This is a genomic window from Epibacterium sp. HA2-3, from assembly GCF_055693725.2.
Map to the genome: position 1 here is coordinate 2,652,458 of NZ_CM172490.1, position 24,948 is coordinate 2,677,405.

The window sequence follows — 24,948 nt, forward strand, 5'->3', positions numbered from 1 at the left end:
GGGATACGCCCCGAACGGGTCTAGGCTCCAGAGTGAGACGCCTCTGCCGCATGGAGACCTTCATGACTGAGTTCATCCCGACCGAGAAACTGCGTGACTGGCGCCATGCGTTGCCCTTCTGGCTGTCACTGGCGCTGGTGCCGCTGGTCTGGGCTGGCGCCTATCTGGGCAGTTGGTGGGTGCTGATGACACCGCTGGCAACCTGGTATCTCTTTGCGGTTCTGGACGGGGTTCTCGGACTCGAACTCGAAAATGCCGACCCGCAAACGGCCGAGGCGGACCTCAAGTGGTATGTGCGGCTGACCTCGGTCTGGGTGCCGATCCATGTTCTGTGCCTCTTTGGCCTTATCGCCTATGTCAGCGACGCCACGCATCTGAGCCGGCTTGAAAAGATCGGCGTTTTCTTTGGCATGGGGGTGATCTCTGGCACCATCGGGATCAACTACAGCCACGAGCTGATGCACCAACGCAGCCGACTGGAGCGCTGGCTCGCGGATATTCTGCTTGCCATGGTGCTCTATTCGCATTTTCGCTCCGAGCATCTTCTGGTGCATCACCGCTATGTGGGCACCCCCCGCGACCCGGTGACGGCGCGCTATAACGAGGGGTTTCACCGCTTTTATCCGCGCGTGCTCTGGCAATGCTGGCGCTCTGCGTTTGGAGCCGAGGCAGACCGGCTGGCGCGCAAATCCCTGCCCTGGACACACCGCAGCAATCCCTTCTGGCGCTATTGGGCGCTTCAGCTCGGGATGCTTGCACTGGCCTTTGCCATAGGCGGGCTGTCGGGGGTGTTGCTGTTCCTTGTGCAGGCCAGCGCCGCGATCTGGCAGCTGGAGCTGGTGAATTACATCGAACACTATGGGCTGACGCGCAAACATCTGGGCGATGGCAAATACGAACATGTCAAACCGCATCACTCGTGGAACGCCGCGCATAAGGCCTCGAACTGGCTGCTGATCAACCTGCAGCGCCACTCCGACCATCACTACAAACCCGACCGGCGCTTTCCCCTGCTGCAGAACTACTCCGCATCCGAAGCGCCGCAATTGCCCTATGGGTATCCGGTGATGTCGATTGCGGCGATGATCCCGCCGCTGTGGCAGCGCATCATGAACCCGCGCGTGCGGCGCTGGCGCAAGCAATATTACCCGGAGATCACGGACTGGAAGCCCTACAACCGGCACCAAACCCCGATGCCGCGCTGACGATCGCTCGGCCCTGAGTGCACCGGTGGCCGGATGTACGCCATGTCTGGCGCTGGCATCCTGTCTCGTGCTTACATCCTGCGTCGCGTTTGGCTCATGCCGCGCGACTGCATTGCGCCTCTCTCTGGCCGGGATTGCCCCCAGGCACAAATGGGTGCCTTTCAGGTTTGCGTCTCACACGCGCTGCGCGTGACACCCTTACACCCTAGCCGCGATTGGCGAGACGTTCGAACTCCTGATCCTGCGCCGCCTCTCGCAACGCAATATCGCCAGTTTTGAACCCGTCCATGCTGGCCTTCAGCGCCGCCGAGTCCTGCGCCAGCGCATCCGCGGTGCTGGAGACCTCATTGGCCTGATCGGCGCTGTCCTGCGTGTATCGATCCAGCCGCTCCATCCGCTCGCTGATGTTTTCAAGCTGGCCGGTCTGCTCAAAGATCACACCGTCGACCTCTTGCATGATCCGCGCCACGTTGTCCGCGCTTGATCGGATGCTGTCGAGCCGCTCCCCGGTCTGATGCACCAATTGACACCCCTCGAGGACCTGATCAGAGCTGGTGGCAATCAGTTTCTTGATATCATCCGCCGCATCCGTGGCCCGGCTTGCAAGCGCGCGCACCTCCGATGCCACGACAGCAAAGCCTTTGCCAGCTTCGCCCGCGCGCGCGGCCTCCACCCCGGCGTTGAGCGCAAGCAATGTGGTCTGAAAACTGATTTCATCAATCACATCAACGATCTTGTTGATCTGGCTGGAGGATTGTTCGATCCGTTCGACCGCCGTAATCGCATCGCGCACAACCGCGCCGCCCTCCTCGGCCACAAGCCGGTTGGCCTCGATCTGTTTGGCGGCATCGTTGACCTTCTCGCTGGTCAGTCGTGTGCTGCAGGTCATGCTGTTCACAGACGTCACAGTCTCGTTCAGGGTGCTGGCCTGTTCGCCCGAACGATGCGCCATCTCGCGGGTCATACGCGCGGTCTCGGCCATCTTGGCATCCACCGAATGCGCGCGCCGGGTGGCATCCGACAGGATCCCCGACCAGTGGCGCAGCAGGTGATTGTACGACAGACGCACATTGTCATAGCGCTCCGGCAAGCCGCCCTTGTCGCCCGACGGCATCTCGGTGGTCAGATCCCCGGATTCCAGTCGCTGAATCCCCTGGGTCATGACCGTGAGCGCCTTTTCACGTTCCTGCAGCTGCGCGTCGATATACCCTGCGATCACCCGCTCGCAATCAAACAGAATGAGCCGCTGCAGCGCGCGCGCCTGTTTCATCCTTGCCTTGGTGCCGCGCCAGCCGTTTTTCTGCGTCAGGACCACCTCGAGGATACGGTCGCCCACCGTGGCATAGCCGCCCAGAAACAGGTGAAACGGCAGATCAACCTCAAAATGCACCCGTCCAACCTTGTCGGCAGAGCTCATGTAGCTGTCGTCAAAACGTCCCGAGAAGAGCTTCACCCAATGGGCGCGCTGCGCAGCCTTGGCATGGGCTACGATCTGTTCGGTCGGAAAATACCCTTTGGTTTCCGGCCGCGACAGGCAGAGGTCGTAGAAATCGTCGAGAACAGCATCAATGTGGCGCTCCACGAGGGGCGCCATACCGACAATAGAAGAACGATCTTCCTCGCCAAGTCCGAACCAGAAAAGCAGCTCGTCTCGATGGATCTGCGACATCACATAAACCTTTTGAAATGGTGATGTCACCATAGGTTCAGACCCTTAACGAATGGCTTATCAAAGCGACGTCAGGGCCCAGACCGGCATGGGTTCTTGCAGTCCACGGATGGTTTGCTCCGGCGTACAGTGAAAACCGCGCAAAAGCGCCGCAGCACCGCCCTCCTCTTGCACCCGGCGATAGAGCGCGTCGCTCATCACGATTCGGGCCTGCATCGGGCGGGTCATGCCCTCAAGCCGCGAGGCGATGTTCACGGCGGTGCCAATGACGGCGTATTCCAGGCGGTTTGCGCCGATGTCGCCTTGCACCGCCTCGCCAAAATGGATGCCGATGCTAGCATGGATCTCAGGCTCTCCAGCGGCGCGGCGCTCGGCGTTCCACTGGTCCAGCACCACGCACATCGCCCGCGCGCAGGCCAGCGCGTCCGAGGCATCCTGCGGGCCCGGAGCAGGCGTGCCAAAGGTCGCCATCAACCCATCCCCAAGATATTTGTCGAGCGTGCCGCCATGGCGAAAGACTTCCGCCTCCATTCGGCCATGAAACCCGCGCAAGAGCTCGATCACCTCGACCGCGTCCCGGTGCTCTGCCAGTCGCGTAAAGCCAACGATATCAACAAATAAAATCGCGATACGCGAGGTGCGCACCTGGCTGAGCGCCTCGTCGTTCTGCGACAGCTGGTCGACCACATTGGGCGAGAAGTAGCGCGACAGATTGGCCCGCTCTCGCGCCAGATCGGCATTCTGGTCCAGCATCAGATAAAACCGCCGGGTGGATTGCGCCAGGATCGCTGCCACCATCAGGAACACCATCGCTTCCTGGATGCGAAACCGGAATCCGACGTCGTTTGGACTGTACAAATCCTGCACATGCGGCCAGTCCACCAGCACCTCCGAGAGGCGCCGCGCCAGCTCTTCGTCCGGGGTCATGAAGGCCCACATCAGCCCCGCCGCCCCGAGCCAGATCACGCTTGCCCAGACCCCGATCGCCATCACCGTCCGCCAGCTGTAGGCAAGGGCACCAGTTGCTAGAATAATAAAGAAATACATGAAGTTATCATACTGATACAGCATCGGTACCGGCATCTCGTTCGGATCGAACGGATTGGGTACCACCATGCCAAAGGTCATCAGTACAAGGTCCAGCATGATCAGGCCCAGCTCGGCCCGCGACCGCCCCACCCGCGCAAAACGGCGGATGAAAAACCCGTTGACGCACAGGAGCGCGAGGAGCGCCACATAATAGAGCTGCGACGGCTCCGGATAGACCGCAATGAGGAACACGGCCACCATCGGCATGATGATCCAGCGCGCCAGAACGGCCATCTCGACGCCACGCTTCTTGTGTTCCTCGAGCGCGGCATGGATGTGTTGGGACTGCAACGCGTCGTCTTGCAAAATCGGATCCAGCGACGCGCGCGCGGGCGGGTCTGCTTTGGTTAGGGCGACATCAGCCATCCGGCCCTCCCTTGGGGATTTTGGCTACCAGTTCTATCGCCAAAACCGCGCAGGCACACGCGCCATTTGTCGCGTCACATGCAAAAAACCCCGCCAGACCGGCGGGGCAAGGTGCAGCGCGCTGGCCCCTTGGGCAGCGCGCTGTCGGCGTTCGAATATATTCGGAATTCGGCTAAGCGCCGGTCAGGCCTGCATTTCCGCCCGGATCTGCTGGCGCAGCACATCAATCGGTACGGTTTTCCCGTCCTTTTTGAAGCACCAGTAGGTCCAGCCATTGCAGGAGGGCGCATTTTCAAGATGCGCGCCGACCTGATGGATCGAGCCCTTGATATTGTCGCCGATCAAGGTGCCATCCGCGCGGACCTTCGCCTTGTGGCGTCGGTTCATCGAATAGAGCTCCTCGCCCGGACGCAGCATGCCGCGTTCAACCAGCTGGCCAAAGGGCACCCGTGGCTCTGCGCGTTTGGAGGCCGAGACCTGCAGCGCCTCACGGTCGAATTTGCGCACGTTCTTGATGCGCTCTTCGGCAACCTTACGATAGGCTTCCTCGCGCTCGATGCCGATGAACTCCCGCCCGAGCATCTTGGCCACCGCGCCGGTGGTGCCGGTGCCAAAGAACGGATCAAGCACAACGTCGCCGGGGTTGGTGGACCCCACCAGAATACGGTGCAACAGGGCTTCGGGCTTCTGGGTCGGATGCGCCTTGTCGCCATTGGCATCCTTCAGACGCTCATGGCCGGTACAGATCGGCATCACCCAGTCCGAGCGCATCTGGATGCCCTCGTTCAGGGCCTTCAGCGCCTCGTAGTTGAAGGTATATTTGGCACCCTCGGATTTCGACGCCCAGATCATCGTCTCATGGGCGTTGGTATAGCGCTTGCCACGGAAGTTCGGCATCGGGTTCGACTTGCGCCAGACCACATCGTTCAGGATCCAGAAGCCCTCGTCCTGCAGCGCCGTGCCCACGCGAAAGATGTTGTGATAAGAGCCGATCACCCAAAGCGCGCCATTGGGTTTCAGGATCCGGCGGGCCTCTTTCAGCCAGCCGCGCGTGAACTGGTCATAGACGCCAAAGCTGGAAAACTGGTCCCACTCGTCGTCGACCGCATCCACCTTGGAGTTGTCAGGGCGGTGCAACTGCCCTTTGAGCTGGAGATTATAGGGCGGATCCGCGAAGATCATGTCGATCGAATTGGACGGCAGGCTTGCCATCCGCTCGATACAGTCGCCATCAAGAATCGTGTTTAAAGGGAGCGCCGTAGCGGCGCCCTTCGCGATGGTTTTGTTCATTTGCTCTGCCTCGATAACCACGGCGCTTTTGCGCTCATTCTGGTTATCCACAAGATGAGTCATCCCGGATTCGAGGTCAATTTGTTTTTTGAATCAGCAGGCTACGGTTCACTCTTGATACAATATCTTGTGGACCGGCTTGAACGACCTTCTATGATGTGGGGTCACCCCTATTTTTATGAGCGCATCGCGGTGTTGTTTCGACGGATAGCCCGCATTTCGCTCCCAGCCATATCCGGGAAACTGTTGCGCTAAATCCACCATGATCCGATCACGGGCTTCCTTGGCCAGAATTGAGGCCGCGGCAATTGACAAAGAGCGCCCGTCCCCTTTGACCACCGCTTCGGCCGGAATGTGCAGCGCGCGCGGGATCAGATTGCCATCGATCAGCAGGTAATCCGGCTGCGGATCGAGGGCGGCCACCGCGCGCTCCATCGCCAGATGTGACGCACGCAAGATATTGTGGTGGTCGATTTCCTCGACGCTGGCATGGGCCACCGCATAAGAGGCGCGCGCCATGATTTCCGGTTCCAGCGCGGCCCGTCTGCGCGGCGTCAGCTTCTTGGAATCATTGAGCCCTTCGGGCAGATCCGCAAGATCGAGCACCACCGCAGCAGCCGTGACCGGTCCCGCCAGCGGGCCGCGCCCGACCTCATCCACGCCTGCAATCCGCGTATAGCCGCGCGCCTGCGCCGCCGCTTCGAGTGATAAATCCGGATAGTCCATATTCGCCACTGAGCGCGTTTGCCGCGCGCATGCAAGAGGGCGCACCAAAAGCGGCACAAAAAAGAGGGGCGCATGCCAGATGCGCCCCAGTCTGCTGCTCGAATGTGCCGCTGGTGCTTAGAGCCGCACCAGTCGGTAGCCGTATTGACGTAGGCAGGCCGGACGATAGCCGCGACGGCTCTGGGTGCGGTTGTCAAACTCGCGGTAGCAGCGGTTCGGCAAAGTGTTCACATGAGAGTAGGTGCGGCGCAGGCAGTGCATCCCGAGGAGGTTGCGCTCCTTGCCATGGACACGAATGCTGGTGAGACACTGCGCTGGCAGATCATAGCGACGCACGCGCGGCGGCAGCGGCTTGGGCGCAGGCGTGGGGTCCACATGCGGCGGGCGGTGCCGGTCCTTCTTGTGGTCGTTGATCGCCGCGCCGATAATCCCGAGTATCGCAGCCCCGGCAATGAACTTGGCGATGTCGTCACTGTCGGCGCGCGCAGGTGCGGCGGAGAAACCGGTGATGACAAGGGCCGTGGCGATCACGGCAGCGATGAACTTGCGGTGCAGGTTGCGGGTCGAAGAGGCAAGGCGGGTCATGGCAATGTATCCTGTGTAACTGTGTCTGAAGGCATGTCGTGGTTGAAGATCAACCGGATGCCCCGACCCTCGCCCCGCCGCCGCAAGACAGGCAATAACGCCCGCCTGTTATCAAATATCAGCGTCCCAACGCCCTGTTGTCATTGAATATCAGTCGCCTCACCCGCATGATGCACTCATGAAACACACGCGCCTTCTCCCCGCTCTTTTGCTGCTCCTTGTGGCGCTTGCGCAGCCCGCGCAGGCCGCCGGATGTTACGCCGATTACAAGGCCAAACAGGACCAGCCGTTGAAACTTCATTACGGCGTGATGGAGCTGTCGGGCGACTGCTCCAAAGCGGCCGCCAAAGGCGAGGTGGCCGAACGCCTCTCGCGCGCAGGCTGGACGCTGTTGAACGTCCTGACCGTCTTTGGCCCCGAAGGCCTTGAACAAAGGAAAGCGGATGCCGGACGCAACTTTCTCCGTTTCTGAGGTCCGCCACGCCGGGTCCCGCGTGATCGCGCTTGGGATTGGCGCCATTGTGGCCCTTCTGGTCGTCGCGGGCACGGTGCTGCTTCTGACCCTGCCCGACGGCAATGCGTTCAATGCCCGCATTGAACGGCTGTTTGTGGAAAACGACCTCACCACCCAGGCCGAGATCAAACTGCTGGAGATCCTCGCCCAGAGCGGCACCGCCTTTGCCGACACGCTGGCAAGCTACCGTATGGTGATCTTTGTGCTTTTGGTCTTTGCCACCGCGATGATGATTGCCGCCCTCGTGGTACTGGCAATGCTGGTGATGCTGAACCGGCGCATGGCGCAGATCGAACGCGCCGGGATTCAGGTGACGGAACTCCTGATCAGCCGCGAGGAAAACACCGTTTACCTCAACAATATGGGCTTCAAGCTCACCCAGGCCGCGATGGAGACGCTGTCGGTGCTCGCCGAGGCGCGGCTTGATGATGATGTGCTCTCGGGTGCCGAGATCGAGGCGGTGATTTCCGGCAAATCCAGCCATGATTGCGAGGAAGCCGCCGGGGCGACCCGCATCAAACGGCTGCGCGACACCCTTGGCAATCAGATGATCAGCGAGCTGTTGGTGAAGAACATCGCCAAACGCGGCTATGTGCTGGCGATCAACAAGGATGTGATCCGCATGGTGTGACACCCCTGGGTCCACCCGCGTCGCCCCGGACACACACAAGGCGGGGGCACTCCCGCCCGGCGTCTGTGAATTGGAAATTCCCATCCGCCCGTTGGGCCGGGCAGGCCGCGCCAAAGGCGCGGCCTGCCCCCCGGCGACGTGTTTTGCACGGCGCAATCCCTCAAATATGCTATCAGATGTTGAGAGGGGTCTGGAAATCCCTCCCAAACCTTCCCATATTAGGAAGGCTAGCTTTGGACAGATACACCCCATGAACATTCAGGTCTCGCCGCGCAGCGGTTACGGCATCCTTGTGGAACAACTGGACGGCCCGGTTTCGGCCTATCACGGCAACACGCTGCTGGCCCAAAGCAGCCGTGCCAAGGTGATGTATGAAACCCGCCTGCCCCCCGTGGTCTACTTCCCCAAAGAAGATTTGCAGGTGGACATGGATCAGGCCTGCAGCAAAACCACGTTCTGCCCCTTCAAGGGCACGGCGCATTACCGCGACCTGATCCTGCCCGGCAAGAAAGAGCTCTGCAGCGCGGTCTGGAGCTATGACGAAACCCTGCCCGAAGCGCGCCAGATCAAGGGCCACGTGGGCTTTATGCCCGACGCGCTGGACCGTCTGGACCTTGGCAACAATCGCCTTCAGGCGCCGGATGATGGCAATATCTCGGGGCCGCTGGTGGACTGGCTGCTGCGCGAAGCCGCCTTCCTGCCCTCGCCCGAGACGTTTACCGAGGTGCTGGTGGAGCGGCTTCAGCAACAGGGCCTACCGGTCAGTCGCCTCACCATCCTCGCCTGGGCGCTGCATCCGCGCATCGCGGGGCATCACTATCGCTGGGAAAAAGGTGGCGCCGGGGTAGAGACCTTCTCGCCCTCCTACGAGATTCACGAAAAACCGGAGTTCAAGAACTCCCCGCTGCGCCATGTCTCCAAGGGGCTTGGGGGCCTGCGCTACCGGCTCACCGGCAATGTCCCTTCCGAGGATTTCCCGATCCTGCGTGATCTGCGCGAGAAAGGCATGACCGACTATGTCGCCATGCCGCTGCCGTTCTCGGATGGGCGCATCAATGTGCTGACCCTCGCCTCGGACGCGCCAGAGGGCTTCAGCACTGCCGATCTGGGCCTGATCTTTGAGTGCTCTGCGGTGATTGCCCGCTTTTACGAGGTCTTCATGCAGCGCGAAAATGCGCAGGCGGTGCTGGAAACCTATGTGGGCAAACGCTCCGGTGCGCGGGTGCTTGGGGGCGACATCCGCCGCGGCGATGGCGATGAGATCGACGCCGCGATCATGTTCTGCGACCTGCGCGGCTCCACCCTGCTCGAAGAAACCCTGCCGCGCGACAAATACGTCACCCTGCTGAACGAGTTCTTCGAAACCACATCCGGCCTCGTGCATGAAAACGGCGGCGAAGTGCTGAAGTTCATCGGCGACGCGGTGCTCGCGGTCTTTCCCGCCGGTCAGAACCCGGCAGAGGCGCGCGCGCAGGCGCTGAAGGCGGCCCAGGACATCGTCGCCGCCCTGGCCGAGATCGCGCCCTGCCCCTCGCTGCCCAATCTGGAATGCGCGATCGGGATTGCTTCGGGGTCGGTGCTTTATGGCAATATTGGCTCGCAGGAACGGCTGGATTTCACCGTTATCGGTCAGGCCGCCAATATTGCGGCGCGTCTTGGCGATTACGGCAAGACCATTGGCCATCGCATCGTGGTATCGCGCGACATCCTGACCCAAACCGCCGAGGCGAAACCCCTGGGGCTTGTGAAACTGCACAATGTCTCGCAACCGGTCGAGAGCTTTGCCATCGCGGCATCATCCTGAGCCGCACACCCCATCGCCCTGACCATCATCCTAAACGACATACGCCCGCCCCGAGGTGAAACCGGGACGGGCGCGCGGCTGCCGCTTGCGCAACAGCCAAATCAGGACCGGCGTGACCTTAGATGTCGAACTTCACACCCTGCGCCAGCGGCAATTCCGCCGAATAGTTCACGGTATTGGTCTGGCGGCGCATGTAGGATTTCCACGCGTCAGAGCCGCTCTCACGCCCGCCGCCGGTTTCCTTTTCGCCGCCAAAGGCACCGCCGATTTCCGCACCCGAGGGCCCGATGTTGACGTTGGCAATGCCGCAATCAGAACCGGCAGCGGTGAGGAAGCTCTCTGCCTCGCGCATATTGAGCGTGAACACGCAGGAGCTCAGCCCCTGTGGCACGTCGTTCTGCATGTCCACCGCGTCCTCAAAATCGTCATAGCCCATGACATACAGGATCGGCGCAAAGGTCTCTTCTTTGACCGACGCACTCTGGCCGGGCATCTCAACGATGGCGGGCGCCATATAGACACCACCGGCGGGCACGCCCTCGGTGACGCGTGCGCCACCATGCACGGTGCCGCCCTCGCTTTCGGCCGCCTTCAGCGCAGAGGTCATCGCATCCCCTGCGGCCTCGTCCACGAGCGGGCCAACCAGAGTGCCCTCGGCCTGCGGGTCACCAATCGGCAAACCGGCATAGGCGGCCTTCAGGCGCTTCACCAGATCCTCGCGGATGGAATTGTGCACGATCAGGCGGCGCAGCGAGGTGCAGCGCTGACCGGCGGTGCCCACGGCAGAGAACACGATCGCCCGCACTGCCATTTCCAGATCCGCCGAGGGCGCCACGATCATCGCGTTGTTGCCACCGAGTTCGAGAATGCACTTGCCAAACCGCTCTGCCACCACAGGTGCCACCGCGCGGCCCATGCGGGTCGAACCCGTGGCCGAAATCACCGGCACGGATGGGCTGGCGACCAGCGTCTTGCCGAGGTCCGCATCGCCGATCAGGGTCTGCAGCAGACCCTCGGGCGCATCCTCGCCAAAGCGTTTCACCGCGCGTTCAAAGATCTTGGTGCAGGCCAGCGCCGTCAGCGGAGTTTTCTCCGACGGTTTCCAGATCACCGGATCGCCGCAGACAATCGCCAGCGCCGCGTTCCACGACCAGACCGCAACCGGGAAGTTGAACGCCGAGATCACGCCCACAGGCCCCGCCGGATGCCATGTCTCGCGCATGCTGTGGCCGGGCCGTTCCGAGGCAATCGTCAGACCATAAAGCTGACGCGACAGACCCACCGCAAAGTCGCAGATGTCGATCATCTCCTGCACTTCGCCAAGCCCCTCAGAGGTGATCTTGCCCGCTTCCCAGCTGACCAGCGCACCCAGGTCGTCCTTGGCAGCGCGCAGCTCTTCACCGAGCAGGCGAATGAGCTCACCGCGGCGCGGCGCTGGCACCACGCGCCATGCCTTGAACGCGGACTGTGCGCGGTCCAGAATCGCGGGCATATCGCCTGCGGGGGTGTCGTGGACTTCGGCCAGCGTGCTGCCATCAATGGGCGAGCGCACCGCGCGGCTGCCACCGCTCAGCTCTGCTGCCGTCAGGCCCAGGTTCTTCAGGATATCGTCTGCTGTTCGTGCCATGTCTTTCATCACTCAGCTGCCAATTTTGTTGTGTCTGTCATGTGGTCAATGTCGCCCGCCCGGTAGAGCTGGCCAAATTCGGTCTCGAGGAAGTCCTGCAGCTTCACCTGTTCCTGGCTTACAAAGCCGCGCGCGGGCAGGACGCCTTGCCGCACCAGATCCACAACCCCCAGCACCCCGGCGGTGGTGGTGACTTGGATCGCGCTCCAGGTCTTGCCGCCGATCTGGCGGGCATAGCTCTTGTTGATGAGGCTCTTTTCACGCAGCTCGCCATTGATGCGGCCCCGCGCGGTGCAATAGACCAGCACCACGTCCTGATCGGTGCGCGGCAATGCGCTCTCGAAAATCTCTTTCATCAGGTCGCGGCGGCGTTCCAGCCCCAGATCATGCAGCAGCATTTTCAGGATGTCGCAGTGACCGGGATAGCGGATCGACCGATACGAGACCGCCCGCGCCTTCCCGTCCAGCGTCTCCGGCAAGGTGCCAAGCCCACCCGAGGTGTTGAAGCATTCATACTCAACCCCATCAAGGCTCAGACGCTCGTAATCTTCGAGCGGCGCTGTCTTGGTGCGCGCGCCATTCACGATGGCATCGCAGGGGTTGCAATACTCGTTGATCAGCCCGTCGGTGGACCAGGTGAGATTATATTTCAACGCGTTGGTCGGAAACTTCGGCAGCGCGCCGACCCGCATGTGCAGGCTGTCCAGCTCGTCGAATTCTGCCGCCAGTGACGCGCCCGCGATGCCCACGAAACCGGGCGCAAGGCCGCTCTGGGGCATGAACACCGTCTCGCTGCCTTCCGCCAGTTTGCGCACCGCTTCGGTGGCGGCCACATCCTCGGTGAGGTCGAAATAATGCGCGCCGGCGGTTTTTGCAGCCTCCGCTATCATTGGCGTCAAAAAGAACGGCGCGGCAGAAATCACCGCATCAAACCCCCGAAGCCCTTTTGCCAGCGACACCGGATCCTTGGCGTCGATCTGCCGGGTCGGCACCCCCAGCTCCGCCACCGCGCCCAGCGCATTCAGGTCATGATCCGCGAGGGTCACCTGATAGTTGGCAGATGTCTTTAAAAACGTGGCAATCGCCTGGCCGATCTTGCCCGCGCCCACAACACAGATGTTCCATTGCATGTGACCTGCACCTCCTGTTTGAGATCAGCGTGCAGGTTCAATTGTTCGATTTGTAGGGCCGTAATTGTCGGAGTGACGTAAAATCACGCCACTATGACGGATCAATCGTCAATTTGTTCAGATGCCGTCAGACGCGATCGATCCGGCGGCCAAAGACCACCAGCGTATTGGTGCGCTGCACGCCGGGAATGCGCCCGACCTCATCGACCAGAATGTCCAGATCCTCGATCCGTGGCGCCTCGGCCGAGACCATCAGATCGTATTCGCCATTGATCGACAGGCACTGGCGAATTTCCGGGTAGGACTCCAGCCGCTTGATAATGCGACCGGTTTCCTTTTGCTGAACCTCCAGGAGCACCAACACCATGACCCGGTTGCCCTCGTCGGGATCGCGCAGCACCACGGTATATCCCGCGATGATGCCACGCTCTTCCAGCCGGGTGATGCGCTCATGCACTGTGGTGCGCGCCACCCCCAGCTTGGCCGCCAGTTTGGTGGTGGACTCGCGGGCATTATGCTGCAGAGCAGCGACAATCCGACGGTCGAGATCGTCCACGGATCAGCCTCGCACAAAGATCGGGCGCTGCGGCGCGGAGACATCGGCGTCAAACGCATAGCCCCCGACCGTGAACCCCTTGAGGTCATCAGCCTCGGTGATGCCATTCTCCAGCACCCAGCGCGCCATTGCGCCACGCGCGCGCTTGGCCGCAACGCCGATCACCTTGCGACTGCCGCCGCGCTCCTCTTCAAAGCGCGGGCTGATCAGCGTCAGATCGCCCAGCGCCTTTGGCGGGACTGCCTTGGCGTATTCTTCAGAGGCGAGGTTCAGGACGCTGCCCACACCCAGCTCGCGGGCCTCTTCCACGATGGCCGCGGCAATCTTGTCGCCCCAGAACCCATAGAGCGTCCCGGCCGGGTGTCCCGGCGTCTTGCGCCCCATTTCAAGACGATAGGCCTCGATGGCATCCGTGGGGCGCAACAGCCCATAAAGCCCCGACAGGATCCGCAGCCGCCGCTGTGCGGCGTCCTTGGTCACATCGTCAAAGGTGGCGGGCTCCAGCTCCTTGTAGACGTCACCGTCAAACATCAGCCCCGCCGCGCATTGCCCATCACCGGACCAGGCCGCAAAGCGATCCTTGTTGAGCTTGGCCAGCGTCGCACTGATCCCCATCAGCTTGGCGATCTCATCCTCGGACCACGTGCGGGCCACCCCCGCCAGCTCTGCCGCCTGATCCAGAAACCGCGGCACCGTTGTGGCCTGACCACGCGCGCGCTCTTCGTTCAGTTTCTTGGCGGGGGATACGAGAATAATCAACGGCTGCACTCCTGTCAGGTGAACTTGCCCAGAGTTGTAACGCAATTCGCACGGGTGCCAAGCGCTGCTGCGGCGAGGTCCGGTCAATTCTGGGCGATGACCTAGCCCGCGCCGCGCAGGACCTCCAGAAACGCCGAGGCAAACCGTTGCGCGCGGCGCTCCCCCAACAGCCGCTCCATCCCGCTCTCATCGTCGCTGCGCATCTGCGCCACTTTGGCCAGTTGCGAGGCCGAGCAAGTCAGCGGTTTCTGAGTGCCGCATTCGCCGCGTTGCAGCCGCGCCTGCACCTCCAGAAGGGTATCGTAAATCGACCCCTGCGCGCGCCCCGCCAGCTTGCGCCGCGCCGGGTGCAGCGCTTCGGCCTCGCCGGTGATGACCCCAAGGAATTCATCGCCATACCGCTCGAGCTTTTTGGCGCCCACGCCCGAAATCCGCGCCATTTCATCCAGGCTTTGCGGACGGTTCTCCGCCATCTCGATGAGGGTCCGATCGGGAAAGATCACATAGGCCGGAACTTTTTGCGCCTCGGCGAGGGCGCGCCGCTTGGCCTTCAGCGCCGACAAAAGGGGCGCATCCTCATCCGAGACCAGCGCCTTGACCGCCGGGCGGCGGGTGGCGGATTTGATGGTGTCCTTGCGCAGGGTGATGCTGTCCTCGCCACGCAGGATCGGCAGCGCCGGTTCGGTCATGCGCAGGGCCCCGTGGCGCTCCGGGTCCGGCCGCACCAGATCGCGCCCCATCATCTGGCGGAAGATGGCCTGCCACTCTGGTTTTGAATGCTCGCGCCCACAGCCAAAGACCGACAGATCGTCATGCCCCTTCTGGCGCACGCGGTCGTTGGCGTTGCCGATCAGAATATCAATGAGATGCCCCGCGCCATAGGTCTCCTCGGTGCGCAGAATGGCCGAGAGCGCCTTTCGCACGGCGGTGGTGCCGTCAAAGGTCTCAACCGGCGTGTCGCACAGATCGCAATGTCCGCAAGGCTCTGGATTTTCACCAAAATAACTCAGCAGGCTCTGACGGCGACAACTCATGGCCTCCGCCAGCCCCAGCAAGGCATTGAGCCGCGCATGATCCGCGCCGCGCCGTTCGGGCGGTGCAAGCCCCTCGTCAATCTGGTTGCGGCGCAGGCGGATGTCTTCGGGACCAAAGAGCGTCATCGTCTCGGCCGGGGCACCATCGCGGCCGGCGCGGCCGATTTCCTGATAATAGGCCTCGATGCTCTTGGGCAGGTCGGCGTGGGCGACCCAGCGGATGTCGGGCTTGTCGATGCCCATGCCAAAGGCCACCGTAGCCACCACGATCAGCCCATCCTCGCGCGCGAAACGTGTCTCGACGATGCGCCGGTCCTCGGCCTCCATGCCGCCGTGATAATGGCAGGCGACATGGCCAGAGGCCTCAAGCGCGCGGGCGATGTCCTCGGTCTTGGCGCGGGTGCCGCAATAGACAATACCCGACTGGCCGCGCCGCGCATCGGCGAACTCGAGGATCTGTTTGCGCGGGCTGTCCTTGGCGGCAAAGGCGAGGTGAATATTGGGCCGGTCGAAGCCGCGCAAGAAGGCGCGCGGGGCCTCGCCATCAAACAGTTTCTGGACGATCTCGGCCTGGGTTTCCTGATCTGCCGTCGCGGTAAAGGCTGCCAATGGCACGTCGAGCGCGCGGCGCAGCTCGCCGATGCGCAGGTAATCCGGGCGGAAATCATGGCCCCATTGGCTGACACAGTGGGCCTCGTCCACCGCGATCAGCGAGACACCAATCCGGCGCAGCATGCCCATGGCGCTGCCCGCCGCCAACCGTTCGGGCGCCATGTACAAAAGCTTCAGCTCGCCCGCCTCGATGGCGTTCCAGACCGCCTCGGTTTCTTCTTCGGTATTGCCCGAGGTGAGCGCCCCCGCGCTGACACCCGCCTCCTGCAAGGCGCGGACCTGATCGCGCATCAGCGCAATCAGCGGCGAGATCACCACCGTGATCCCCGTGCGGCGCAGCGCAGGCAACTGATAACAAAGGGATTTACCACCCCCCGTGGGCATGATCGCGAGCACGTTTTCGCCCGCACTCACGGCCTCGACGATTTCCTCCTGACCGGGACGGAAGTCGTCGAATCCAAAGATATCGCGCAACAGGGGGATTGCGTCGTGCATGCGGGGGCCTGTGGGTTGGTCTGCTCAGGTTATGAGCGGCACAATCCCACAGCTGGAATCGGGGGGCAAGAGGGCCTCAGCCCAGAAGCGGCGCCCAAGCCGCGGCAAAGCCGCCGCAGCCCAAGAGATCACATGTAGCCAAACAGCGTCGGCAGGATATAGGCGCGCAGAGAGATCACGATGAGCAAGGCCGCAAGCGGCGCCAGATCCAGCGGATGCGTGTTGGGCAAAATGCGCCGCAGCGGCGTGTAGATCGGCTCCAGCAGGCGGTTGATGCCATACCAGATCTGCGCCACGAACTGCTGGTGCAGGTTCAGAACCTGAAAATTGATCAGCCAGCTCATGATGATGTGCACGATCATGATGAAGTACACAACGCTCAGGATCAGCTGAAGCGGTCCATAGATTGCCATCATCGGTGTCAGGTCCTCGTCTGATTTCGCATTCGAGGTAATCATCTGCGCAGATTTTCGCAACCCTTCCGCGAGGTCTTAGGTTGACGTGTGGTGAACAGGTGGCATGTAGAAGAGAAGTAAACCGGAGCGTTTAGATGTACCCAATTGTCCGCCTGTTGAAAGATGCCGCCCTTGCCAGCCGCCAGCCTCGCCTTGGCCCGCTTGAGACCCATGTGTCGCGCCATCACTGCTGGCCCTGGGATCTGGATATCTGGCTCGAGCTCAACAATGGCCGCACGCTGACGCTCTATGATCTTGGGCGCACCATGCTGACCCTGCGCACGGGACTTGCGGGTGTTCTAAAACGCGAAGGCTGGGCGGTGGCCGTTGCGGGTGCCTCGGTACGCTATCGCCGCCGCATCAAGGCGATGGAGCGGTTCGAGATGAAAAGCCGCGCGATCGGCTGGGACGATCGATTCATCTATGTGGAACAGGGCATGTGGAAGGCCAACGGCGAATGCGCCAACCACGCATTGCTGCGCACGGTGGTCACCGACAAGAACGGTATCGTACCTCCCGAGCGGGTCATCAAGGCCTGGGGACAAGACATCCAGAGCCCGGATCTGCCCGATTGGGTCAAGGCCTGGATCGCGGCAGAGGATCAGCGCCCCTGGCCGCCGATGGAAGATGCTGCACCTGCGCAGAAATCCGATGTGAGGCTTGCCAGCGCCTCCTGACCCCTGCCATAGCTAGGCCGAAACAATGCACCAAAGCATTTGAGGACAGGTATGACAGAGCAGTCACTGCAGAGTATTCCCCTGCGCAAGCGCATCTGGGGGTGGTGGTTTTTTGACTGGGCCAGCCAGCCTTATCACACGCTGCTGGTCACCTTTGTTTTTGGTCCCTTCTTTGCTGCAAGTGCGACGCAGTATTTCATCGGCACCGGCCTCGAGGGGGAGGCCGCAAAGGCCGCCGCGCAATCGAGCTGGTCGCTCTGCCTCACCATTACCGGGCTGATTATCGGCCTCTCGGCGCCCTTTCTTGGCGCATTGGCGGACATCGCCGGACGCAAGTTGCCGTGGATCATCGGGTTTTCCATTGCCTATGTGCTGGGCGCTGCGGGGCTGTGGTTCATGGATCCTGCGGGGAGCAATCTGTGGTGGATGCTCATCAGCTTTGGCGTGGGCTTTGTCGGGGCAGAGTTTGCGCTGATCTTTGTCAATGCGCAGCTGCCCTCGCTGGGCAGCAAGGACGAGGTCGGCGCGCTCTCGGGTTCTGGCTTTGCCTTTGGCTATCTGGGCGGGGTGGTGTCGCTGTTCATCATGCTGTTGCTGTTTGTCGAACAGGACAGCGGCAAGACGCTGATCGGCCTTGATCCTCTTCTTGGCCTCGACGCCAGCGCCCGCGAAGGCACCCGCGCGGTGGGGCCCTTTGTGGCGATCTGGTTCGTGACCTTTATGATCCCCTATTTTGCCTGGGTCCGCGATCCGCGCACCCCCCGGCGCGGCACGGCGAGCCTTGGGCGGGCGGTGTCGATGGTGGTCGCCTCGGTCAAGGGGCTGAAACATCGCAAGAGCCTCACCAGCTATCTGGTGTCGTCGATGCTCTACCGCGATGCGCTCAACGGGCTTTATGGGTTTGGCGGCGTCTACGCGGGGTTGGTGCTCGATTGGTCGATTACCCAGATCGGGATCTTTGGCATCATCGCCGCGATCTCTGCCGCTCTGTTCAGTTGGGCAGGCGGGCTTGCCGATGCGCGGTTTGGCCCCAAACCCGTGATTGTCTTGGCCATTCTGGTGCTGAGCCTTGTGTGCCTCATCGTCGTCAACATGACCCGGACAGAGGTCTTTGGCGTCGTTTTGGCAGAGGGGTCCGGTCTGCCGGATCAGATCTTCTTCGCCTGTGGCGTGCTGATCGGCGGTTTCGGCGGAATTCTGCAGGCCACCAGCCGCACCCTGATGGTGCGCCACACCACGCCGGAGACAGCTACCGAAGCCTTTGGTCTTTATGGGCTTTCCGGCCGGGCTACCGCCTTTGTCGCGCCTGCGCTCATCGGCCTTATGACAACACTGACGGGCAGTGCACGCCTTGGCATTACACCAGTGATTGCGCTCTTTGCCCTCGGTCTGCTTTTATTGCTTTGGGTGGATGGTGAAGGAGATCAGTCTTGAGGTTATTGCGACATATCACCCTCGCGGCCTTTGTGCTTGCGGCCTGCGCCCCGGCGCAAGACAGCCCACGCCCCTCTGCCGCCGCCTTCGCCAACAAGGCCGCCAGTTCCACCGTGCCGGCCAAACAGCTGTTCGGCGCCAAACGCGGCCCCTCCGCCCAGCGCCCAGCGCCACTGGGATCTTATGCCAAAGGCTGTGTCGCAGGCGCGGCACAACTGCCGGAAACCGGCCCCACCTGGCAGGCCATGCGCCTCAGTCGCAATCGCAACTGGGGCCACCCCGAAACGATTGATTTCATTCAGGATCTAAGCCGTGTTGCGGCGCGACAGCCGGGCTGGCAGGGGCTCTATGTGGGCGACATCAGCCAGCCGCGGGGCGGGCCGATGCTGTCGGGCCATCGCAGCCATCAGATCGGCCTTGATGCCGACATCTGGATGCTGCCCCCCGACCGGCTCGACCTCAGCCGCGAGGCACGCGAGAATATCTCGTCGATCTCGTTGCGCCGCGCCAGTGGTGCCTATGTGAACGACAACTGGAGCGCCCAGCATCACGCGATCCTGAAGGCCGCCGCCTCCGACCCCCGTGTGGCGCGGATCTTTGTCTTTCCCGGCGCCAAGGTCAAAATGTGCGACACCGAGACCGGCGACCGCAGCTATCTGCGCAAGATCCGGCCGTGGTGGGGGCATCACTACCACTTCCATGTGCGTCTGAATTGTCCTCGTGGCACCCGTGGCTGTGTAGAGCAGGATCCGCCGCCACGCGGGGATGGCTGCGATGATGCGCGCCAGTGGGTCGCCAATATCCTGAACCCGCCGCCCCCAAAACCGGTTGACCCGAACGCGCCAAAGCCTAAACCGCGCAGGGATTACACCCTTTCGGATCTGCCTCAGCAATGCGCCGCCGTTCTTTCTTCCGACTAGCCTCCGTCGCGATCGGCCTCTTGGTCGCCCTCTGTGCGGCTGCCCTCGCGGCCTCCACCGTCTGGAGCGTGACGCACGCCGACAGCAACAGCGCCCGGCTTGTCTCAAGCTACCGCTGGCACGAAGATGCGCCGTGGTTCGGGGGCATGTCGGGGCTGGAACTCTCAGAGGACGGGACGCGCTTTGTCGCGATCACCGACCGTTCGCATCTGGTCAAGGGCGAGATCATTCGGCAGGACGGCGACATCACCGGCCTGCGGATGACCGAACAACACCGTCTGCGCGACGCGGGCGGCGCGCGGATGCCCGAGGATGTCGAAGACAGCGAGGGCCTTGTGGTTCAGGGCGCGCGGATGTTTGTCTCTTTTGAAAGCCCCCATCGGGTGCTGGAGTACAACGCGACCGAGGTGCGCCAACTGCCCTCACCAAGAGGATTTCGGCGGTTCTCTTTCAACGCGTCCTTTGAAGCGCTGGCCCAAAGCCCCGAGGGCTATCTGCTCCTGATAGCCGAAAGCCCGCCGCGCAACAAAAATGTCTCAAGAGTCTGGCGCTGGTCCGGGGCCGAGGGCTGGCAGGGGCTTGGGCCCTACCCCGAAGCGGATGGCTTCCTGCCCGTGGGGGCGGATTTTGGCCCCGATGGCGCGCTCTATGTTCTGGAGCGGAAGTTCGCAAAGATCGGGTTTCGCAGCCGCCTGCGTCGCTTTGACCTCACTGCAAAGGGGCTCGGCGGTGGGGAGATCCTGCTCAATACGCCGCTGGCCCGCCACGACAACCTTGAGGGGCTGAGCATCTGGCGCACCCCATCCGGCAGTCTGCGCGCCACGATGATTTCAGACGATAATTTCTTTTGGGTGCAGCGCACGGAACTGGTGGAATACGATCTGCCCGCGCGCCCCTGAGCCCTGACCCCGTCCAGCCAGACACGCAGCGCCCCATAAAATATGGGCGTATTGGCTTGCAATCGACTCTGGATCTGCATAAACGAGGCGATCTTTCGCGCTCCGGAGGGGCGCACAAGTCTCCGCGACCTTGTCTAAAAAACGGTACTGTACATGACCCGCACCTATCTTCCTGGCGTTCTCGCCATGGCTGCCGTTGTGGTGGCCTCCAACATTCTCGTGCAATTCCTGTTCGGCAACTGGCTGACCTGGGGCGCGTTTACCTATCCCATCGCTTTCCTCGTTACCGATGTGACCAACCGCGTCTATGGCGCAGGCCCCGCGCGCAAGGTCGTGCTGGCCGGGTTTGTGGTCGGCGTGATCTGCTCGCTCATTGGCACGCAGATCATCGGCGAGTTCGGCCCGCTTGTGACCCTGCGCATCGCGGTGGCCTCCGGTCTGGCGTTCCTTTTGGCGCAGCTCACGGATGTGGCGATCTTTGCCAGCCTGCGCGGCGGCAAATGGTGGCGCGCGCCGCTGGCCTCGACGCTGATTGGCTCTTCGCTTGATACAGCGATCTTTTTCACCATCGCCTTCTCCGGCGCGCTGACCTTCCTTGAGCCCGCAAATGACGTATCCTGGGCCGGTGAAATGCTGCCTCTTCTGGGCGCTGGTCCGGTTGCGCCCCTGTGGGTGTCGCTCGCCGTGGCCGACTGGCTGGTGAAACTGTCGCTGGCGCTGATCGCGCTGATCCCCTTCCGCCTGATTGTTGCGCGTTTAACGCAGGGCCAACCCAGCAAAGCGTGATTTCGCGCGAATTTCATTTGGAGATCCGACTTTTCCGTGCCAACCTGAAGGCAACAGAAACAGAGAGAAAAGGAGGTGATCCAGTGTCAAGAAAGGGATTGGAGCAAGGAGCAGCAACCACCGGAGCGGTCCGCCACTGAGGCAGCCCTCTCTGGCAGCGGCCAACCGGCTGGGTCTGCACAGTCTGATACTGCCTGATACTGCATCAGCAGAAACTGAAGTGACAGCGCCCTAACCTGCCTTTGCTCTCATAGACTTTCGGAAGGGCCGCGCCTTATGGGCGTGGCCCTTTTCCGTATCCTGTTCCGTATCTAGGCTCGATATAGTCTTGGCATTTCGATGCGTGTTGCAGGGTATGGGCTTGAGCCGCCCCTGTTACGCTGGCGGGGATCGCCTGCAAGAGACACGCGCGCCCATCCCGCAAGCTGCGCGCAGTCCCCCTGCTCGCGCGCCGAGCCATGTCTCGCTACCCCGCGGCATCCGCGTATGGCCGTCAAATGCGCGCGCAGCGCAATCCAGGTTCCCACTTTTGCGCGACATGCTCTTGGCAATGCCGCATGTCTGAGGTCGCAAAACCGGTTCCCACTTTTGCGCGACATGCTCTATGGTCCGCCCATGCTACGCATAAACGACGATATCACCCTGCAAGACTGGGAACTGACCGAGAGCTTCATGCGCGCCTCTGGCCCCGGTGGGCAGAACGTCAACAAGGTTTCATCGGCCGTTGAGCTGCGCTTTGAGGCCGAGCGCTCTCCGCATCTGCCCGGCCCGGTCAAAACCCGCCTGCGCCGCATTGCCGGGCGGCGCTGGACCAATGACGGCGCGCTGATCCTGCAATGTGACGAGACCCGCTCGCAGGCACGCAATCGCGAGATCATCCGCGAGCGTCTCGCAGAGCTCATTCGCCGCGCCCTGATAAAACCCAAGCGCCGTATCGCCACCAAACCCACCCGTGGCAGCGTCGAACGCCGCCTCAAGGCCAAGAAAACCCGCGCCGAGGTGAAATCCCTGCGCGGGCGGGTGGACGGCGACTGAATTTCACAATTGCGTCCGCATGTGAGGCGGGCCACCCTGCACAAAGTTGCGCCAGAACGCCAAACGGCGCGGCAGCGCTAAGACTGTGCGCCCGGAACGGGCGCTCCGCTAGAGACCCAGAACTGACGACAGGACAGCCCATGAAACCCGGTCCCCGCAATCTCATCACCGATGTCACCGGCCTGCGCGTTGGCAATGCCGCAGACGCGCGGTTGAAATCAGGCACCACGGTCCTGACCGCGGATCAGCCGTTCACGGCAGCGGTGCATGTGATGGGGGGCGCCCCCGGCACGCGAGAGACCGATTTGCTCGCGCCCGACAAAACCGTGCCCGCCGTTGACGCGCTCGTGCTCTCTGGCGGCTCGGCCTATGGGCTGGATGCCTGCTCGGGCGTGGTGGACGGGCTGCGCGCCATGGGGCGCGGGTTTCGTCTTGGTCCCGCCATTGTGCCCATCTGCCCCGGCGCGATCATCTTTGATCTGTTGAACGGCGGCGATAAGGGCTGGCAGGACAATCCCTATCCCGCGCTTGGGCGCGCCGCGCTCAGGGACGCCAGTGCGGAGTTTGCCCTCGGCACGGTGGGCGCGGGCACCGGCGCGCTCACGGGTATGCAAAAGGGCGGGCTGGGGTCGGCCTCGCTGGTGCTCGAAAATGGCCTCACCGTGGGGGCGCTGGTGGTGGTGAACCCGATTGGATCGGTGACCACCCCGGGCGAGCGCCACTTCTGGGCGGCCCCGTTTGAAATCGACGGAGAATTCGGCGGGCTTGGGCCTGACCCCAGCAGCGGGATCGGGCGCAGCCTGCGCAGCCGCAAGATGGAGGCCATGGCAGAGCTGGCAGGCGCAGCCGTCTCCTCGGAGGGGTCCAACACCACGATTGCGATTGTGGCCACGGATGCGGCGCTGACCAAAGCCGAAGCCACCCGCATGGCGACCACCGCCCATGACGGCATGGCGCGGGCCATCCTGCCGAGCCATGGGCCACATGATGGCGATCTGGTCTTTGCGGCCGCGACCGGCGCGCAGTCCATGACCGACCCCGCAGCGGATATGTTGGCGCTGTGCCATGCCGGATCGCTCTGCCTCGCGCGTGCGATCGCCCGCGCGGTCCATGCCGCCACCCCGGCCGAGGGTGATATTCTGCCCTGCTGGTCAGACTCCTGAAAGAGAGGCTCGATACGCACCGGACAGGTCTTTGCACCGGGCTGCCCTCTGGCATCCGGTGGGAGGAGTTTGTCTGGTCCGGTGGCGCGCTCTGTCCAAAGCGCCAGTGACCATTTGGTGTCCGTCTTGCGTGTCCATCTTGACGTCGCATGTCGAAAGAGAGGGCGGCGCCGCCCGAGGGGGCGGAGGTGGCCGGGAGTATCCTCCCGCGTGCTCAACGTTATCTCTGCACTGCTCCCCCAAGGGGAAGCCGTTTCCTGATGTCGCCGGATTTTATCCCGGCAAAGATCGCGATCCCGGCCAGCATAGATTTCCGAATTTAGAATTTCCTAAGCAGGGCGTGCGCTGATAGCGCAACGGGATGCGAGGCGCTGCCTCGCGCTCCGGGATATTTTGAGTTAGAAGAAGATCAGGGCAACGAATTGGTACATATGGAAAATTGTACCTTGGCTTCATTCTGATTGCCCTGAGGGCAGTCCTGCGCGACAACCCTCGGGGAGGCAAACGGATATGAGCGCAACTGTGGTACAATCCAATGTATTGGGCATCCTCGCCGCAATTGGAGCGGCGGTGGCCTTTTCTGTCATTGATGTCACCTTCAAGTTTCTCTCGGACGGCTATCCGCTCTACCAGGTGGTTTTTATTCGCTCTGTGGTTGCACTGGTGCTGCTGTTGGCGGTGATCATCCCGCTCGAAGGCGGCGTGAAGATCCTGCGCACGCAGAATATCCGCCTGCATGGTCTGCGGGTGGCGGCCGTGGTCTTTGCCAATATCACCTTTTTTTCCGGTCTGGCGGTGTTGCCGCTCGCCGAAGCGGTGGCCATCGCCTTTGCCACGCCCTTGATTGTCACCCTGCTGTCAGTGCTGTTTCTCAAGGAGCGGGTCGGCCCGTGGCGCTGGGGCGCGGTGATGGTGGGGTTCAGCGGCATTCTGGTGATCGTAAAGCCCGGGATGGCGGCGTTTCAGCCCTATGCGCTGCTGCCGTTTCTGGGCTCTTGCGGCTATGCGACGCTGCATATCCTGACCCGCCGGGCGGGCGGGTCGGACAAGGCCGCGACGCTGTCGTTTTATCCCACGCTTGGATTTTTGATCGTGAGTGCGCTGGCGGGGCTGGTGTTTGGGCATGGGCAGTGGGCCACCGGCGTGCCGCTTTGGGATGTGGTGCTCAAACCCTGGGCCTGGCCCGAGGGGATCGAGTGGGTGATCTTTGCCGTCGCCGGGGTCTCTGGCGCGGTGGGCGGCTATCTGGTCGGGCAGGCCTATCGGCTCTGTGAGGCAGGTCTGGTCGCGCCCTTTGAATATGTCGCCATGCCGCTGGCTGTGGTTTGGGGGGTACTGGTTTTTGCGGAATGGCCGGAACCTTCGGTCTGGCTCGGCTCGGCCTTGATTATCGGAGCGGGGCTTGTTTCTCTTTGGAGAGAGACCCGCACGCCCGGCCCGCCGCCGCGCCCGCGCCCGCGTTCCTCTGGCTAGAAAGGCCCAGAAAA

23 protein-coding genes are annotated in these 24,948 nt (G+C 62.3%); 12 read left to right on the forward strand and 11 right to left on the reverse strand.

What is annotated here, in order from left to right; genetic code table 11:
• The first annotated feature begins 62 nt into the window (after positions 1–62).
• Entirely contained in the window at positions 63–1,205 is a 1,143-nt protein-coding gene (locus tag ACZ1HH_RS12480; RefSeq protein WP_472636774.1) for an alkane 1-monooxygenase, read from the forward strand.
• Between the two features lie 205 nt (positions 1,206–1,410).
• Here ACZ1HH_RS12480 and ACZ1HH_RS12485 read toward each other — a convergent pair whose 3' ends face one another.
• From ACZ1HH_RS12485 to ACZ1HH_RS12505, 5 genes are all read right to left on the reverse strand, one after another.
• Entirely contained in the window at positions 1,411–2,874 is a 1,464-nt protein-coding gene (locus ACZ1HH_RS12485; RefSeq protein WP_416369171.1) for a methyl-accepting chemotaxis protein, read from the reverse strand.
• Between the two features lie 60 nt (positions 2,875–2,934).
• On the reverse strand, positions 2,935–4,329 hold the full coding sequence (locus ACZ1HH_RS12490) for an adenylate/guanylate cyclase domain-containing protein (RefSeq protein WP_472636775.1): 1,395 nt from the start codon (positions 4,327–4,329) through the stop codon (positions 2,935–2,937).
• Positions 4,330–4,512: 183 nt separating this feature from the next.
• Positions 4,513–5,619 carry a site-specific DNA-methyltransferase gene (locus tag ACZ1HH_RS12495; protein ID WP_416369344.1) on the reverse strand — a complete coding sequence of 369 codons (1,107 nt, stop codon included), beginning with the start codon at positions 5,617–5,619 and terminating at the stop codon, positions 4,513–4,515.
• 108 nt (positions 5,620–5,727) lie between these two features.
• The gene (gene rnhB / locus ACZ1HH_RS12500) at positions 5,728–6,345 is read right to left on the reverse strand and encodes a ribonuclease HII (protein ID WP_472636776.1); all 618 of its coding nucleotides are present in this window, start codon (positions 6,343–6,345) and stop codon (positions 5,728–5,730) included.
• Positions 6,346–6,462: 117 nt separating this feature from the next.
• Entirely contained in the window at positions 6,463–6,930 is a 468-nt protein-coding gene (locus tag ACZ1HH_RS12505; protein ID WP_472636777.1) for a hypothetical protein, read from the reverse strand.
• Between the two features lie 178 nt (positions 6,931–7,108).
• Here ACZ1HH_RS12505 and ACZ1HH_RS12510 point away from each other — a divergent pair, with 178 nt between their 5' ends.
• The 3 genes from ACZ1HH_RS12510 to ACZ1HH_RS12520 all read left to right on the forward strand — a co-directional run bounded on the left by ACZ1HH_RS12510 (position 7,109) and on the right by ACZ1HH_RS12520 (position 9,879).
• Complete coding sequence (locus ACZ1HH_RS12510; RefSeq protein WP_472636778.1) at positions 7,109–7,402, forward strand: hypothetical protein; 294 nt, start codon at positions 7,109–7,111, stop codon at positions 7,400–7,402.
• Entirely contained in the window at positions 7,374–8,075 is a 702-nt protein-coding gene (locus ACZ1HH_RS12515) for a winged helix-turn-helix domain-containing protein (RefSeq protein ID WP_011539967.1), read from the forward strand. Before ACZ1HH_RS12510 ends, ACZ1HH_RS12515 begins: the two co-directional genes overlap by 29 nt.
• 250 nt (positions 8,076–8,325) lie before the next feature.
• Positions 8,326–9,879, forward strand: a complete 1,554-nt coding sequence (locus tag ACZ1HH_RS12520) for a DUF427 domain-containing protein (protein WP_472636779.1) — start codon at positions 8,326–8,328, stop codon at positions 9,877–9,879.
• Positions 9,880–9,997: 118 nt separating this feature from the next.
• Here ACZ1HH_RS12520 and amaB read toward each other — a convergent pair whose 3' ends face one another.
• The 6 genes from amaB to ACZ1HH_RS12550 all read right to left on the reverse strand — a co-directional run bounded on the left by amaB (position 9,998) and on the right by ACZ1HH_RS12550 (position 16,508).
• Entirely contained in the window at positions 9,998–11,506 is a 1,509-nt protein-coding gene (gene amaB / locus ACZ1HH_RS12525) for an L-piperidine-6-carboxylate dehydrogenase (RefSeq protein ID WP_472636780.1), read from the reverse strand.
• Positions 11,507–11,514: 8 nt separating this feature from the next.
• Positions 11,515–12,636, reverse strand: coding sequence for a saccharopine dehydrogenase family protein (locus ACZ1HH_RS12530; protein WP_472636781.1), 1,122 nt, complete (start codon positions 12,634–12,636; stop codon positions 11,515–11,517).
• Between the two features lie 127 nt (positions 12,637–12,763).
• The gene (locus ACZ1HH_RS12535) at positions 12,764–13,192 is read right to left on the reverse strand and encodes an Lrp/AsnC family transcriptional regulator (protein ID WP_472636782.1); all 429 of its coding nucleotides are present in this window, start codon (positions 13,190–13,192) and stop codon (positions 12,764–12,766) included.
• A 3-nt stretch (positions 13,193–13,195) separates the two neighbouring features.
• On the reverse strand, positions 13,196–13,951 hold the full coding sequence (locus tag ACZ1HH_RS12540; RefSeq protein WP_472636783.1) for a YaaA family protein: 756 nt from the start codon (positions 13,949–13,951) through the stop codon (positions 13,196–13,198).
• A 101-nt stretch (positions 13,952–14,052) separates the two neighbouring features.
• Positions 14,053–16,092, reverse strand: coding sequence for a DNA helicase RecQ (recQ, locus tag ACZ1HH_RS12545; RefSeq protein ID WP_487320296.1), 2,040 nt, complete (start codon positions 16,090–16,092; stop codon positions 14,053–14,055).
• 128 nt (positions 16,093–16,220) lie between these two features.
• Positions 16,221–16,508 (reverse strand): YggT family protein, encoded by a 288-nt coding sequence (locus ACZ1HH_RS12550; protein ID WP_044027283.1) that lies wholly within the window; start codon positions 16,506–16,508, stop codon positions 16,221–16,223.
• A gap of 134 nt (positions 16,509–16,642) precedes the next feature.
• On the opposite strand from ACZ1HH_RS12550, the gene ACZ1HH_RS12555 reads away from it, so the two are divergent.
• From ACZ1HH_RS12555 to ACZ1HH_RS12590, 8 genes are all read left to right on the forward strand, one after another.
• Positions 16,643–17,224, forward strand: a complete 582-nt coding sequence (locus tag ACZ1HH_RS12555; RefSeq protein WP_472636784.1) for an acyl-CoA thioesterase — start codon at positions 16,643–16,645, stop codon at positions 17,222–17,224.
• A 51-nt stretch (positions 17,225–17,275) separates the two neighbouring features.
• Entirely contained in the window at positions 17,276–18,658 is a 1,383-nt protein-coding gene (locus ACZ1HH_RS12560; protein WP_487320297.1) for an MFS transporter, read from the forward strand.
• Positions 18,655–19,578: a penicillin-insensitive murein endopeptidase gene (mepA, locus tag ACZ1HH_RS12565; RefSeq protein ID WP_011539977.1), complete on the forward strand. Its 924-nt coding sequence runs from the start codon at positions 18,655–18,657 to the stop codon at positions 19,576–19,578. Before ACZ1HH_RS12560 ends, mepA begins: the two co-directional genes overlap by 4 nt.
• Positions 19,551–20,477: an esterase-like activity of phytase family protein gene (locus ACZ1HH_RS12570; RefSeq protein WP_472636785.1), complete on the forward strand. Its 927-nt coding sequence runs from the start codon at positions 19,551–19,553 to the stop codon at positions 20,475–20,477. The genes mepA and ACZ1HH_RS12570 overlap by 28 nt, the downstream gene beginning before the upstream one ends.
• 153 nt (positions 20,478–20,630) lie before the next feature.
• Positions 20,631–21,263 (forward strand): queuosine precursor transporter, encoded by a 633-nt coding sequence (locus tag ACZ1HH_RS12575; RefSeq protein ID WP_416369182.1) that lies wholly within the window; start codon positions 20,631–20,633, stop codon positions 21,261–21,263.
• Between the two features lie 615 nt (positions 21,264–21,878).
• Positions 21,879–22,298, forward strand: a complete 420-nt coding sequence (arfB, locus tag ACZ1HH_RS12580) for an alternative ribosome rescue aminoacyl-tRNA hydrolase ArfB (protein ID WP_011539980.1) — start codon at positions 21,879–21,881, stop codon at positions 22,296–22,298.
• 140 nt (positions 22,299–22,438) lie between these two features.
• On the forward strand, positions 22,439–23,461 hold the full coding sequence (locus ACZ1HH_RS12585) for a P1 family peptidase (RefSeq protein ID WP_472636786.1): 1,023 nt from the start codon (positions 22,439–22,441) through the stop codon (positions 23,459–23,461).
• Between the two features lie 510 nt (positions 23,462–23,971).
• A complete protein-coding gene (locus ACZ1HH_RS12590; RefSeq protein WP_416369184.1) occupies positions 23,972–24,934 on the forward strand; it encodes a DMT family transporter in 963 nt (320 codons plus the stop codon).
• The last annotated feature ends 14 nt before the right edge of the window (positions 24,935–24,948 follow it).